General features: G+C 32.4%; 15 protein-coding genes. 13 read left to right on the forward strand and 2 right to left on the reverse strand.

What is annotated here, in order from left to right:
• Positions 1–217: 217 nt before the first annotated feature.
• The gene (locus KTC92_RS02670; protein ID WP_253198152.1) at positions 218–1,624 is read right to left on the reverse strand and encodes an MATE family efflux transporter; all 1,407 of its coding nucleotides are present in this window, start codon (positions 1,622–1,624) and stop codon (positions 218–220) included.
• Between the two features lie 229 nt (positions 1,625–1,853).
• Complete coding sequence (gene aat, locus KTC92_RS02675) at positions 1,854–2,522, reverse strand: leucyl/phenylalanyl-tRNA--protein transferase (RefSeq protein WP_220286582.1); 669 nt, start codon at positions 2,520–2,522, stop codon at positions 1,854–1,856.
• A gap of 220 nt (positions 2,523–2,742) precedes the next feature.
• Here aat and KTC92_RS02680 point away from each other — a divergent pair, with 220 nt between their 5' ends.
• The 13 genes from KTC92_RS02680 to KTC92_RS02740 all read left to right on the forward strand — a co-directional run bounded on the left by KTC92_RS02680 (position 2,743) and on the right by KTC92_RS02740 (position 14,030).
• Positions 2,743–3,519, forward strand: coding sequence for a hypothetical protein (locus KTC92_RS02680; RefSeq protein WP_216302783.1), 777 nt, complete (start codon positions 2,743–2,745; stop codon positions 3,517–3,519).
• Between the two features lie 206 nt (positions 3,520–3,725).
• Positions 3,726–4,325 carry a Holliday junction branch migration protein RuvA gene (ruvA, locus tag KTC92_RS02685; protein ID WP_165412779.1) on the forward strand — a complete coding sequence of 200 codons (600 nt, stop codon included), beginning with the start codon at positions 3,726–3,728 and terminating at the stop codon, positions 4,323–4,325.
• A 23-nt stretch (positions 4,326–4,348) separates the two neighbouring features.
• Positions 4,349–5,347, forward strand: coding sequence for a Holliday junction branch migration DNA helicase RuvB (gene ruvB, locus KTC92_RS02690; protein WP_216302839.1), 999 nt, complete (start codon positions 4,349–4,351; stop codon positions 5,345–5,347).
• An 83-nt stretch (positions 5,348–5,430) separates the two neighbouring features.
• Positions 5,431–6,456, forward strand: coding sequence for a tRNA preQ1(34) S-adenosylmethionine ribosyltransferase-isomerase QueA (gene queA, locus KTC92_RS02695; protein ID WP_220286581.1), 1,026 nt, complete (start codon positions 5,431–5,433; stop codon positions 6,454–6,456).
• A gap of 25 nt (positions 6,457–6,481) precedes the next feature.
• Positions 6,482–7,606 (forward strand): tRNA guanosine(34) transglycosylase Tgt, encoded by a 1,125-nt coding sequence (gene tgt / locus KTC92_RS02700; RefSeq protein WP_216302785.1) that lies wholly within the window; start codon positions 6,482–6,484, stop codon positions 7,604–7,606.
• Positions 7,607–7,739: 133 nt separating this feature from the next.
• The gene (gene yajC / locus KTC92_RS02705; protein ID WP_165412775.1) at positions 7,740–8,030 is read left to right on the forward strand and encodes a preprotein translocase subunit YajC; all 291 of its coding nucleotides are present in this window, start codon (positions 7,740–7,742) and stop codon (positions 8,028–8,030) included.
• A gap of 92 nt (positions 8,031–8,122) precedes the next feature.
• Positions 8,123–8,491: a TIGR04086 family membrane protein gene (locus KTC92_RS02710; protein ID WP_165412774.1), complete on the forward strand. Its 369-nt coding sequence runs from the start codon at positions 8,123–8,125 to the stop codon at positions 8,489–8,491.
• Positions 8,492–8,559: 68 nt separating this feature from the next.
• Positions 8,560–8,700 carry a six-cysteine ranthipeptide SCIFF gene (gene scfA, locus KTC92_RS02715; RefSeq protein ID WP_165412773.1) on the forward strand — a complete coding sequence of 47 codons (141 nt, stop codon included), beginning with the start codon at positions 8,560–8,562 and terminating at the stop codon, positions 8,698–8,700.
• 56 nt (positions 8,701–8,756) lie between these two features.
• A complete protein-coding gene (gene scfB / locus KTC92_RS02720) occupies positions 8,757–10,121 on the forward strand; it encodes a thioether cross-link-forming SCIFF peptide maturase (protein ID WP_220286580.1) in 1,365 nt (454 codons plus the stop codon).
• A gap of 80 nt (positions 10,122–10,201) precedes the next feature.
• On the forward strand, positions 10,202–11,440 hold the full coding sequence (secD, locus tag KTC92_RS02725) for a protein translocase subunit SecD (RefSeq protein ID WP_216302787.1): 1,239 nt from the start codon (positions 10,202–10,204) through the stop codon (positions 11,438–11,440).
• Positions 11,441–11,444: 4 nt separating this feature from the next.
• Positions 11,445–12,311 carry a protein translocase subunit SecF gene (gene secF / locus KTC92_RS02730; protein WP_220286579.1) on the forward strand — a complete coding sequence of 289 codons (867 nt, stop codon included), beginning with the start codon at positions 11,445–11,447 and terminating at the stop codon, positions 12,309–12,311.
• A gap of 245 nt (positions 12,312–12,556) precedes the next feature.
• On the forward strand, positions 12,557–13,435 hold the full coding sequence (locus tag KTC92_RS02735; protein ID WP_216302789.1) for a DHH family phosphoesterase: 879 nt from the start codon (positions 12,557–12,559) through the stop codon (positions 13,433–13,435).
• A 76-nt stretch (positions 13,436–13,511) separates the two neighbouring features.
• Entirely contained in the window at positions 13,512–14,030 is a 519-nt protein-coding gene (locus tag KTC92_RS02740; RefSeq protein ID WP_165412768.1) for an adenine phosphoribosyltransferase, read from the forward strand.
• Positions 14,031–14,081: the final 51 nt, after the last annotated feature.

Here is a 14,081-nt window from a genome sequence, read left to right on the forward strand (position 1 = left end):
TTTACCAAAGATAAGATGGTAGCATACTATTAAGAGTAGTGTTGATTTCTAACATAATAAAAGACTGCACTATTATATTATGAACGGCACCCTGCACAACGTGCAGGGTGCCGTTCACTTTTTTTAGATTCTGACTCTATAGTGTATATTGTATAATATTCGATAGCTTTTGTTTTTGTAATAAAATAAAAGCTATCGAATGGAGCGTGATAGTATGTCAAATTGGCGGATGCATAGAAATATCATCTTTGAGATAATTCTTTATAAGGAATAAGCTCAACAATAAGGTAATCACTTCTGCACACGGAATAGTTAACCAAACTCCTGTCATTTGCAGAAAATGCGGAAGAATGAAAATCAAAGGGATAACAGTAATAAAACCTCTTGCAAGAGAAACGGTAAATGCTTTTGCAGGTTGATTAATAGAAGCAAAAAATGAAGACGTTAGAATATTAAAACCCATGAAGAAGAAGGAAATAAAATACAGCCTTATACCTTGTGTCGCCATATCAGCAAGCGCAGCATTATACTCCTTGTTAAACAGTTGGATAATAACATTCGGGTAAACCGCCCCTGCAATATAGAAAGCGAAGCCAATACAAAATGCAAGTATCACAGCGTATCTGAATACTTTCTTTATATTGTCTTTATTTCCTGTACCGAAATTTATACTCAAAATGGGTTGTATACCCTGTGCAATACCAGTAAAAACAGCGACAACAATTAAAGCAAGGTTAGCGATAATTCCATATGCTGCAACGCCGATGTTTCCGATGAGATTTAAAATTTCAATATTGAATAAAAGTATAATGAGTCCTGAAGATACCTCGGTGAACAAAGACGGTAATCCGAGCGAAAATATTTTTTTTACATACTTCTTTTGTAAGGATGTTTTTACTAATTTAAAACGGTTTTTCTTCTGTATAAGATGGATAGACAGTATGCCAATACTTATGATAGGGGCAAGACCTGTCGCAAATGCGGCGCCGAACATACCAAGATTCATGTGAAATATAAAAATATAATCAAGAATGACATTGCCAAAGCTTCCTGCAAGCATGGCAATCATCGAGAGCTTCGGATTGTTATCATTCCGTACAAAACAAACAATCACAGTGTTTACCATAAAAGCACAGGAAAATAGCAGTATTGTTCTTAGGTATGAACTTGCCATTGGCATTACCTCTGCATCAGCACCTAGCAGTCTCGCAATATCACCAGAGAAGAATGCTCCGACTGCCGTAAATAGGAACCCAAAGGCAAGAGCCATATAGATGGTTTGCGTAAAGGTCTTGCTTGCATTTTTGAAATTTCCCTCTCCGCAGAGGATGGAATACCTTATGGCACCTCCCATGCCGAGCATTAAACCGATACCATTCACAAGACTATAAATAGGCAATACTAAATTCAATGCAGTTAAACCGTTATTACCCATATTTCTTGATACAAATATCGTATCTGCCAATATGTAGAAAGACAACCCTATCATGCTGATTACATTTAACAACACATATTTAAAAAATAATTTATTAATGCTTGTATTAGTTTTTGTTTTCATACTTTTACATATCCCCTTTTTATTAATTATTTTATGTTTAATGCTTGTATTAATTTTAGTTTTCATACTATAATCCTCCTAACAAAAAAAAGCATTAGGCGATTCATACCCTAAGACCTAACGGCATGAATTCCTAACGCTTATGATTTCAGTACATTTATCCGGTGACAAAAGTACCTAAGCAATATTTATTTAATCATATTATAATACTTGGAGTTTGTCAATGCGTTTCCATGCTTCAGTGTTTCTGTTTGTAAGAAGTTTTAGAGCTTGAATAATTAAGGAATTGTGCAACTTAAAAGCACAATTTTAAAGGGTTTATTGAAATTTCTTTTTTCATAAGTTCCAAGAATTTTTCTCTTGGAATATAAACTGCTCCTAAACTTTCCAAATGAGTTGTATGAACCTGACAGTCAATCATAGAAAATCCTTTTTCTTCCAATGATTTGCCTAGAGTAGTAAAGGCTACCTTAGAGGCATTATCCATAGTTGAAAACATTGATTCACCAAAAAAACATTTTCCTATACTTATGCCGTATAATCCACCAACTAACTTATCTTTGTACCAGGTTTCCACGCAATGGGCATAGCCGAGTTCGTGAAGCTTGCAGTAAGCTTCAATCATTTCATTTGTAATCCATGTACCTGTTTCTTTTCTTGTATTAGAACAATTACATATAACATCTCTGAAACAAGTATCAAAGGAAACCCTATATGTACTCTTTTTAAGTAGTTTTTTCATAGAATGTGAAATTCTAATATCTTTTGGATAAACAATAAATCTTGGATCAGGTGACCACCAAAGTATAGGCTCGTCTTCTGAAAACCATGGAAATATTCCATTAGAATACGCAAGTAGTAATCTCTCGGGAGATAGGTCGCCTTCAATGGCTAAAAGTCCATCCGCGTCGCTTAGAGATGGATCTGGGAATACTAAATCATTTGATAATCTATAAATCGTCATAATAAACTCCTTTCAAGGTATATATTAATATTGCAGCTCCGAAGGAGATGATTTAATTACATAAACTAAGGGTCTGTAAAATTTATTATATACTATCTGTCTCATTGATACATACATTTCACCTTTATGATTATAGGAAATTGATATTTAAGTTATATTTTTCAATTTATTGAATGAATACCCCCTTATATGGACATAATTTCAAATAAGGAGTGGTAATATGAAAAACAGAAAAATTTTATATTCAATATTTACAATAATTTTAATAACTTTCGTTGGTGCTAACTATTCTCTTAATCACTATATGAATAAAAATGATTTAAAGCTTGAAGCTTGTGGCAAATTGCCATATTTAAAATTCACTGCGAAAAGTATTAATGATAATGACAAAAATAATTTAATGCAAACGTCCGTGAATACTAAATTGGTTAGGGTATCTCAGGATACAAAATTTATGTTTAAGATTAGATATAAAGACAATGAAGTTAGAAATATGGTGCTCGAAAAACAATTTAATGGTTCGGATGTGCTAAACAAAAAAACACAGTTAGAACTTAATGAATTTTTTAAAAACCAAGGTTACACAGTTTTTAGTATGAGTAATGATGAAATAGTTTTTGTTAATAATAGTAATAGGTACAGTTACAATGCTAACAGGTATTTTTTGGGAGTATATGAGGACCTTGTAACAATTTATAAAACAGATGAAAATGGAGACATAACAGCTCATAAACTATTTAATTCAAATGTTTATATAGCAAATGGTAAACAGCAGAAATATGACTTTGAAGCTCGAGACAAAGGGGAATTACAATATGTCAAGATAGGTGATTTGAAAGAGAAAGATGGCTTGGTGGATGACCTAATTCGCGGTAGAAAATATAGTAAAGACAGTGATGGTAGTAAGGATGCGGAAGAAAGCGCCGAATATGAAAAAGGAGAATTTAAAACACCCGAAAAGGCTTTTGATTATGCTAGGGGTTTATTAAAGTCTTAACATCCTAATGTGAAATAAAAAAATATGTACTAAAACCTTAAGAAAAATGTATTTCTTAAGGTTTTTTGACTTATTATTTATTTTCATGCATCTTAATTATTGAATTAATACCGTTTAGGTGGTAAAGTGTTATGTAGCCTTTATAAAAATGTGATGATAGCAATTAATAATTTATATTCACGAAGAAAGCATCAAGGAGGAAATATATGTACGAATATATAAATGGAATTTTTGTAGGCATTAATAAGGACTATATTGTAGTAGATAATAACGGCATGGGTTACAAAATATATACCTCTGGAAGTACTATGGCAAAGATGCCCAAAACTAACGAGCATGTATTATTATATATAAAACAAATTGTTAGAGAAGATTTTATTGGACTATACGGATTTCTAACAAAAGAAGAGATAGAGATGTTTAGCCTTGTAATTAGTATAAATGGAGTTGGGTCAAAAGCTGGCTTATCATTACTTTCTATTTGCAGTGTTACAAATTTAAAATATGCGATTGTGTCGGGAGATGAAAAAACTTTAATACGGGCACCTGGAATAGGCAAGAAAATTGCTCAAAGAATAATTCTAGAGCTCAGAGAAAAAATTCATATTGAACAGTCAGCAGCTAACACTTTATCACAAATTTCAGGTAGTAATTTAGAAGATGATAGAAAACTTATAGAGGTTTTAGGAGCGCTTATTTCCCTTGGATATTCTGAAAAGGAAGCAGAAAAAGCATTAAAAGCTATAAGTAAAGAACAATCACTTGAAAATATGATTAAAGATTGTTTGAAATATTTGATGAACTAAGGTGGGAGTACACTATGGATGATATTGAGGAAAGAATTATTACTTCATCGGTCATTGAAGAAGATATGGAAGCAGAGTATTCGCTAAGACCCCAAAAACTTAGAGAGTATATTGGTCAACCAAAGATTAAAGAAAAATTAAATATATTCATTAAAGCAGCTCAAAATAGGGAAGAAGCTCTTGATCATGTGCTTTTATATGGTCCTCCTGGGCTTGGTAAGACAACACTTGCCAACATTATTGCAAAGGAAATGAAGGGTAACTTAAAAGTAACCTCCGGGCCCGCGATTGAAAGAGCAGGGGATTTGGCAGCTATTTTAACTAGTTTGAGCGATTATGATGTTATTTTTATTGATGAAATACATAGACTTAATAGAGCTGTAGAAGAAATATTATACCCTGCTATGGAGGATTATGTTTTAGATATTGTAATTGGAAAAGGAGCTTCAGCAAAATCTATAAGACTAGATTTGCCTAAGTTCACACTTATTGGTGCAACTACCAGGATTGGACTATTAACAGCACCTCTTCGTGATAGATTTGGTGTGCTAAGCGCCATGGAATATTATACGCAAGGTGAGTTAAAAGAGATAGTAATTCGTTCTGCATCTATTTTAAAAGTAGATATTACGGAAGATGCTGCAATTGAAGTTGCAAGACGTTCAAGAGGCACTCCGAGAATTGCTAATCGTTTGCTTAAGAGGGTTCGCGATTATTGTGATGTTAAGGGGAATGGAATTATTGATTTGAATTTAGCAAAGTCTGCTTGTGAACTTCTTGAAATAGACGACGAAGGATTTGATAGAATTGATAATAAAATGCTTGAAGCTATTATAGATAATTTTAATGGGGGACCAGTAGGCATAGAGACCTTATCTTATTTTATAGGAGAAGAATTAGGAACTTTAGAAGATGTCTATGAACCTTATTTAATTCAAAAAGGATTCATAATAAGAACCCCAAGGGGGAGGATGGCTTCTAATAAGGCTTATCAACATTTGAATAGGCCTTTTAAAAAATAGAATAAGCATAAAAATCTAAAACAATTCACAGTATTTAATGATGAAGTTTGAATGATTTTTGCTAAAGAAAGGATGTAGTTTTTTTGAAAGTAAAGGATTTTTATTTTGACTTACCAAAGGAGCTTATTGCTCAACATCCAGTTAAAAAAAGGGATGAGTCAAGGCTTATGGTAGTCAATAAAACAAATAAGGAAATACAGCACAAACAGTTTAAAAATATAATAGAGTATTTAAACCCAGGAGATTGCTTAGTGCTAAATGACACCAGAGTTTTACCAGCAAGGCTTTTAGGAATGAAAGAGGAAACAGGAGGTAAAATGGAATTCCTGCTCCTAAAGAGAATAGATGTTAATCACTGGGAAACCTTAGTTAAACCGGGTAAAAAAGCAAAGATTGGAGCTAGGTTTGTTTTTGGAAATGGAGAACTAAAGGCAACAGTCATGAGTGTTTCTGAGGGTGGAAGTAGAATAGTGGAATTTGAATTCGAAGGAATTTTTGAAGAGGTTTTAGATAAACTCGGAGAGATGCCGCTACCACCATACATAACTGAAAGATTAGAAGATAAAGAAAGATATCAGACTGTATTTTCAAGAGCTGCAGGATCTGCAGCAGCCCCTACTGCAGGACTCCATTTTACAGATGAGTTGCTAAGTCAAATTAAAGCTAAGGGTGTTAAAATTGTATTTGTAACACTTCATATAGGTCTGGGTACTTTTAGACCTGTAAAAGCCGCAACAGTGGAAGAACATGAAATGCATTCAGAGTACTATATGCTTAGTAGTGAAGCAGCAGCGATAATTAATGAAGTAAAAGAGACGGGTGGCAGAGTAATTGCAGTAGGTACTACATCTAATAGAACACTCGAAAGTATAGCAGATGATAATGGCAGAGTAGAGGAAAAATCCGGATGGACAGATATATTTATTTATCCAGGATATAAATTCAAAATTGTTGATGCAATAATAACAAATTTTCATTTGCCAGAATCCACGTTAATAATGTTAGTTAGCGCTTTTGCGGGCCAAGATTTAATTATGGGTGCATATGATATGGCAGTAAAAGAAAGATATAGATTCTTTAGTTTTGGAGATGCAATGTTTTTATATTAATTATTGTATAGAAAGTAGGGTAAATATGTATAAATTACTTAAGAAAAGTGGTAAAGTAAGACGTGGTGAGTTTACAACACCTCATGGAACTATTCAAACACCTGTATTTATGAATGTGGGAACTCAGGCAGTTATTAAGGGCGCTGTTTCCACTATGGATTTAAAAGAAATCAACTGCCAAGTAGAATTATCTAATACCTATCATTTGCACTTAAGGCCAACAGATAAGGTTATAAAGCAAATGGGAGGACTTCATAAATTTATGAATTGGGATAGACCTATTCTTACAGATTCCGGTGGGTTTCAGGTGTTTTCTCTATCTAAAATGAGGAAAATTAAAGAAGAAGGAGTTTACTTTAATTCACATATTGACGGGAAAAAAATATTCATGGGGCCAGAAGAAAGTATGCAGATACAAAGCAATTTAGGATCTACTATTGCCATGGCTTTTGATGAATGTATATCAAACCCATCTACTAGAGAATATGTAGAAGACTCAGTAGCAAGAACTACAAGATGGCTAATTAGATGTAAGACTGAAATGGATAGATTAAATTCTCTTGAGGGCACCATAAATAACAAACAGATGTTGTTTGGAATAAATCAAGGTGGTATTTGTGAGGATATCAGAACAGAACATGCTAAAACAATTAGTAAAATGAACCTAGATGGTTATGCTATAGGAGGACTTGCAGTAGGGGAGACTCATGAAGAGATGTACAGAATCATTGATGCAGTTGTTCCACACTTACCACAGGATAAACCAATATATCTTATGGGAGTGGGATATCCAAGTAATATTTTAGAAGCAGTATCTAGGGGAGTAGACTTTTTTGATTGTGTATTGCCAGCAAGAAATGGTAGGCACGGAAATGTTTTTACGAGTGATGGTAAAATAAATATAATGAATGCTAAATTTGAGCTGGATAGCGCTCCGATTGATGAAGGATGTCAATGTCCTGCTTGCAGGCACTATACAAGAGCCTATATAAGACACTTATTTAAGGCAAAAGAGATGCTCGCCATGAGGCTTTGCGTGCTTCATAATCTATATTTTTATAATAAACTTATGGAAGACATTAGGGATGCCATTGATAATGATTGTTTTGAAGAGTTTAAGGCTGAGAAACTTGCTCAGTGGAATGAGTAAATATAATTATTTACTATAATATGATTAACCTATAAATGTACTAAGGGATGTTGTGGTTCTTTAGGGATTAAGTTTATGGGAAATTATTTTATTATAAGTTTAAAAAAAATTTATTGAAAGGAGGGGAACATAAATGGGACAATTCGGTTCTTTAATATCTATAGTGTTAATGCTTGCGGTATTTTATCTAGTAGTATTTATACCAGAAAACAAAAGAAAGAAAAAATATGCTACACTTTTAAATAATTTAAAATTAAATGATGAAGTAATGACTAAGGGCGGTATAATGGGAAAAATAATCAACATTCAAGATGACTACATTATATTGGAAAGTGGTCCAGACAGAGCTAGAATTAAATTATCAAAAAGTGGAATAGGCACAGTTATAAATTTAAACAGTGATGAAGTAGTAGAGAAAAAGTAGAAAATTAGTAATAAACCCCCCTTTTTAATCATAATTAATACTATAGATTTCAATGAAAACAATATTGAAATCTATAGTAAGGGGGGATATACATGGAAAACAAAAAAAAATATTCTTATGCTGCAGAAGGAGTATTTAGGGCTGCAATTTTAACCTTAATTATATTAGTGATTTATTCTATAATAACAACCTTTTTACCAGCTAGCATGAAGGTAACATCCGTTTTTTACATTGTAATAACATTAGTCAGTGTGCTTTATGGATCTGTATTTGCTGCAAAAAAAGCTGGAGAAAAAGGTTGGCTAATGGGTATCATGGTGGCAGCTACTTACATGTTAGTTTTATACCTAGTTAAAGTAGTTGGTGGTGGAAGCACTGCTATAGGTATGAGGGAAGTAGTAAGAACAGCTTTAGCTCTAGGCACAGGTGCTTTTTCAGGAATGCTTGGAATAAATCTATAAGAATACTTTATTTAGCTAAGATATTATGATATAATTATGCAGAAACTTTACGATATGGAGGAATAATAATGAAACATATAAGAACTATAAACAAATCAAGCATTAAAGAAAGTTTGAAAAAACCAGGATGCAAAGAATGTGCTAATTCATGCCAATCAGCATGTAAAACTTCTTGCACAGTAGCAAACTTAGCTTGTGAAAACGAATAATATTAATGTGGCAGTAACTTAAGGTTACTGCTTTAAATTTGTTAGGAGGAATAAAATTGTCATTAATTCATAAATATATCCAAAATGGAGAATACTACGTAATAGATGTAAATTCTGGAGCGCTACATGTAGTCGATGAAATAGTTTATGATCTTTTAGATGAGGTTTCCCTTGGGGAAAAAGAAGAGTTAATAGAAAGTTTAAAAGATAAATATAATGTAGAAGATATTGAGGAAGCGTATAGTGAAATTCAAAGTTTAATACAGGAAGAAATGCTATACACAAAAGATTTATATGAATCAATTGCAAAAGAAAGTGGACAAGCGGAGTCGTACATAAAAGCTTTATGTCTTAATGTAATACACGATTGTAATTTAAGATGTAAATACTGTTTTGCTGATGAGGGTGAGTATCATGGCGCTAGAGAAGTAATGTCAGCGGAAGTTGGAAAGAAAGCAATAGATTTTGTTCTGGAAAAATCTGGAACGAGAAAAAACATTGAGATAGATTTATTTGGTGGAGAACCACTCATGGCTTTTGATATGATAAAAGAAGTAGTGGAATATGCTAAAGTGCAAGAGAAAAAATATAAAAAAAGTATAAGATTTACAATGACAACTAATGCTACATTACTTAATGATGAAATCATGAAATATATGGATGAAAATATGGGCAATATAGTACTTAGCATAGATGGTAGAAAATCTGTTAATGATAAGGTTAGAGTAAGAGTTGATGGAAGCGGTTCCTATGATAGAGTACTTCCTAACATCAAAAAAATGGTTGATATGAGAGATAAGTCAAAAGCTTATTATGCGAGGGGAACCTTTACCAGAGGAAATACTGACTTTTTTGAAGATGTAAAACATATGGCAAATTTAGGGTTTAAAGAAATATCTATAGAACCAGTAGTGTTACCAAAGGAACATGAACTTTCAATTAGAGAAGAAGATTTACCAGTCATTTTTGAGCAATATGATAAATTATATACGGATATGCTTCAGAGACATAAGGATGGAAATGAATTTAAATTTTACCATTTTAATATAGATTTAAAAGGTGGACCATGCGTCTATAAGAGAATTTCTGGATGCGGAGCGGGTCATGAATATATAGCAGTTACCCCTAAAGGAGAAATATATCCTTGCCATCAATTTGTTGGTAATAAAGATTATATACTGGGCGATATATATAATGGAATTACTAATAAAAAAATTGTGCAAGAGTTTAAAGAAGCACATATTTACAACAAACCTACATGTATGCAGTGCTGGGCCAAATTTTATTGTAGTGGGGGATGCCAAGCAAATAACTTTAACTTTAACGGAGATATGCATATTCCTTATGAACTTGGATGCAAGATGCAAAAGAAAAGGATAGAATGTGCTATAGCTTTAAAATCAAAAACTATGAATAAGTAGAATTATTTTGACAAATATTGACTAAATTAGTTAATTATAATATAATTCACTTATGAATATGCAGCGAAGGGGTGATAAAGATGAAAAAGAAAAAAAGTATGATGCTTTTTCTGACTAGTGTTTTAGTTGTGGGGGTATTGGCATTTGCAGGTTTCTATGGACTTGAAATAGGAAATTATAGGTTTAAACCATTTACTGAAACAATAAATAAAGGGTTAGATCTACAGGGTGGAATTTCTGTCTTAGAAGAAGTTCAAGGTGGGAAGGTTGATTCAAAAACATTGGACACAACAATTGAACTTATATCTATGAGAGTCAACAAAATGGGAGTTAGTGAGACACTAGTTGCCAAAGAAGGTGATAATAGAATTAGAATTGATATACCAGGAAAATTCGATTCTAAAGAAATTCTTGATACTGTTGCAAAATCAGGAGAGCTTAAATTTGTTGGTCCTGATAAAGTGACAATTCTTACTGGTAAAGATGTAAAAGATGCTACTGCATACATAGGTCAAGATAATAAACCTACTATAGGGCTTGAACTTAAGGAATCAGGGAAGAATAAATTTGCAGTAGCTACAAAGAAGTTTTTAGGACAGTCAATTACTATTTATATGGATGATGAGGTGCTAACAGATCCTACAGTAGACTCAGTTATAACAGACGGTAAGGCTATGATCTCAGGAACCAAGACATTAGAAGAAGCTACAACAAAATCTCAAATTATTAAATCAGGAGCATTGCCTGTAACTTTAAAAGCTGTTTCCGTTAAAACAGTTGGAGCTACTTTAGGTAAAAATGCATTGCCATTAAGTATGAAGGCTGGAGCTATAGGAATATTAGTTATATTAATATTTATGCTTTTATATTATAGAGTACCAGGTATGATTTCAGGTATATCTTTAATTTTATATGTGGTTTTAGTTCTTGGAGCATTCTCAGCCATTAATGCCACTTTGACACTTGCAGGGATAGCGGGATTCTTACTTACAGTTGGTATGGCAGTAGATGCTAATGTGTTAATATTTGAAAGAATAAGAGAGGAACTTAAAACCGGAAAATCAATAAAAGCCTCTGTAGATGCTGGTTTTCATAGAGCATTGTCATCAATATTAGATTCAAACATCACAACTATAATTGCCGCCTTAGTTCTATATACAGTTGGAACAGGCACAGTTAAAGGGTTTGCACTTACATTGATGATTGGTATAGGTATAAGTGTATTTACAGCACTTACTAGCACTAAATTCTTATTAAAATTAGCTGTCGAAATGGGACTACTAAGTAAGACATCTCATTTTGGCGTGAAAAGGGGGTAAGCATATGCTAAAAATAGTTGAAAAAACAAAACTATGGTTTGCTATGTCTCTATTCATAATTGTAATAGGAATGGGGTTCATGGTAACAAAGGGGCTAAACTTAGGTATAGATTTTAAAGGTGGTACAGCACTTACTATAAATATGAAGCAGGAATTTAAAAAAGCCGATGTAGATAAAATAATTGATAAGCACGCAAAGGGTGAATACTTATCAAAAACATTAGATGATGGTAAGGATTTGGAAATAACCATAAAAAGTGATGCTCTTTCTGCTGATGAAACAGCAACCATGCTAAAAGAAATTAAGAAAGAGTTTAAAGCTAGTGAATTAACTGCACAAGATACGATAGGCGCGTCTGTTGGTAGTGAATTACAGACAAAAGCTATGAGGGGCTTAATTATTGCTATGATTTGTATGCTAGCGTATATAGGATTAAGATTTGAATTTAAATTCGGAGTTGCAGCCATAGTTGCATTACTACATGATATTCTAATTATGGTTGGAGTGTATGCAGTAGTCCAAATACCGGTAAACGCAACGTTTATAGCGGCTATTCTGACTATAGTTGGTTACTCTATTAATGATACTATTGTTGTATTTGATAGAATAAGAGAAAATCAAAAGAATATGAGGAAAGCGTCTATAGAAGATATTACTAATGCCAGTATTACACAAACCATGGCAAGATCAATAAATACAGTTGCTACAACTTTATTTACTATAATTGCGGTATATATATTTGTACCATCTATAAGAGAGCTTAGTTTACCATTAATAATCGGTATATTAGTTGGATGTTATTCTTCAATTTTTATAGCAAGTCCTGTTTGGGTGTTGCTTAAAAAAAGAAGTAAGAAAGCAACAGTCTAAGCTGCTTAAGATTACTAATATGTAACAGATAACTAAGCTAAGGATTGTTTCAAATGGTTAAAAATTAAAGCAGAGAAGTATGATGTATTAATTACTTCTTTGCTTTTTATTTTTATAAAAGGAAATTAGAAAATTTAAAATCAATTATTGAGTAGGGAATCATTGGAATATAATACTTTTGTATTTATTAAAAAAACTAATTTAAATTATACCAATGTGTTTTTTATTAACTTTGGGGAGCTTTTATGCTGGATTATCTTAAAAACATGCAAATGAATAAAAATAGCTATATAGATTACAATATGTATAATCCATTTTTATTAAAAGGAATGGAAGCTGCATTATATAGAGTTGTCAAAGCTATAAATGAGAGAGAAAAAATTGTCCTTTATGGTTTTTATGATGTGGATAGTATTACGGCAATTTCTTTATTGATGCTAGTACTGAAGTTTGTAAATGCTGATGTTGAGTATTTTATACCAAGTGAACTAAGTGAAAACCGTGATTTAAATGAAAAAGATATTAATAATCATATAAAATATTTAGGACCAGGACTTATAATAACATTAGGCTGTGGAATCAATTCTATCAGTGAAATAGAATCATGTAAATACATAGGAATTGATGTTATAGTCACAGATTTTCACGAACCTATTAAAAACGTTCCTGACACTATTGTTGTGGATCCACAACAGAGGGGTTGCAATTATCCATTCAAGGGATTATGTGCTTCAGGGCTTACATTTAAACTAGCGCAAGCAATTTCGTCTTACTACAAGATGAAGTCCATAAATAAATATATGGATTTGGTAATGATAGGTACTAGTTATAGTAAAACAAAGCTTGAAAGTGAAAATAAAATAATCGCAGAGGAAGGTATAAAGCAATTAAAGTGCACCAATAATTATGGAATTTGTGCACTTCTAAAAACTCATAATATTAAGATTATTAATGAAGATACAGTATTGAAATTGGCATTAAAGGTAATGCCTACAATTAATCCTGTTGGAAGAATGGATAATGCTAAAATTGTTGTTGAGTTATTTATTACCACAGATAAAAATAGAGCACTACAGATATCAAAGTACTTAGATAATGAACTAAAAAATAGTCTCGTATTTTAACGACAATTTAGAAGGAAAGTCTCCCACTTATATAAGTGGAAGTATATACCTTGATTTTACTTTAGGGGGAATAACTGTGGATTTAAAAAATAGTATAAGAATAATAGAAAATTTTCCGAAAAAAGGTATCAGTTTTAAAGACATAACTACGTTACTACAAGATGGTAATGCACTTAAGTACACTATAGATGGTATGGTAGCATATTTAAAAGATAAGCAAATAGATGTTATAGTGGGACCAGAAGCAAGAGGGTTTTTATTCGGTGTACCAGTGGCTTATGCTCTTGGCGCAGGATTTGTACCAGTTAGAAAACCTGGTAAGTTACCTTATGACTCAATAGAAATTGAGTATGCCCTTGAATATGGCACGGATAAACTTGAAATTCATAAAGATGCAATAAAGCCTGGACAAAAAGTAGCGATAGTCGACGATTTACTTGCGACGGGTGGGACAGTTGTAGCAGTAACAAAACTTATAGAGCAAATGGGTGGAGAAGTTGTTTCCTTAAACTTTGTAATTGAATTAACAGAGCTTAATGGAAAAGACAAATTGCAGGGTTATGATATAAAGTCTCTTGTAAAATATGATATTTAGTTCTTATTTAAATTTAGTGTAGTGAATTACTAAATTAAAATTGCAAAATCC

Origin of the sequence: Clostridium sp. CM027 (assembly GCF_024730565.1) — a bacterium.
In the GTDB taxonomy this organism is placed as follows: domain Bacteria; phylum Bacillota; class Clostridia; order Clostridiales; family Clostridiaceae; genus Clostridium_AD; species Clostridium_AD estertheticum_B.

What these genes read in the sequence shown, in the direction of transcription:
- KTC92_RS02670 (WP_253198152.1), bottom strand. Translation starts at nt 1,624, where the DNA reads ATGAAAACTAAAATTAATACAAGCATTAAACATAAAATAATTAATAAA.
- aat (WP_220286582.1), bottom strand. Translation starts at nt 2,522, where the DNA reads ATGACGATTTATAGATTATCAAATGATTTAGTATTCCCAGATCCATCT.
- KTC92_RS02680 (WP_216302783.1), top strand. Translation starts at nt 2,743, where the DNA reads ATGAAAAACAGAAAAATTTTATATTCAATATTTACAATAATTTTAATA.
- ruvA (WP_165412779.1), top strand. Translation starts at nt 3,726, where the DNA reads ATGTACGAATATATAAATGGAATTTTTGTAGGCATTAATAAGGACTAT.
- tgt (WP_216302785.1), top strand. Translation starts at nt 6,482, where the DNA reads ATGTATAAATTACTTAAGAAAAGTGGTAAAGTAAGACGTGGTGAGTTT.
- yajC (WP_165412775.1), top strand. Translation starts at nt 7,740, where the DNA reads ATGGGACAATTCGGTTCTTTAATATCTATAGTGTTAATGCTTGCGGTA.
- KTC92_RS02710 (WP_165412774.1), top strand. Translation starts at nt 8,123, where the DNA reads ATGGAAAACAAAAAAAAATATTCTTATGCTGCAGAAGGAGTATTTAGG.
- scfA (WP_165412773.1), top strand. Translation starts at nt 8,560, where the DNA reads ATGAAACATATAAGAACTATAAACAAATCAAGCATTAAAGAAAGTTTG.
- secD (WP_216302787.1), top strand. Translation starts at nt 10,202, where the DNA reads ATGAAAAAGAAAAAAAGTATGATGCTTTTTCTGACTAGTGTTTTAGTT.
- secF (WP_220286579.1), top strand. Translation starts at nt 11,445, where the DNA reads ATGCTAAAAATAGTTGAAAAAACAAAACTATGGTTTGCTATGTCTCTA.
- KTC92_RS02735 (WP_216302789.1), top strand. Translation starts at nt 12,557, where the DNA reads ATGCTGGATTATCTTAAAAACATGCAAATGAATAAAAATAGCTATATA.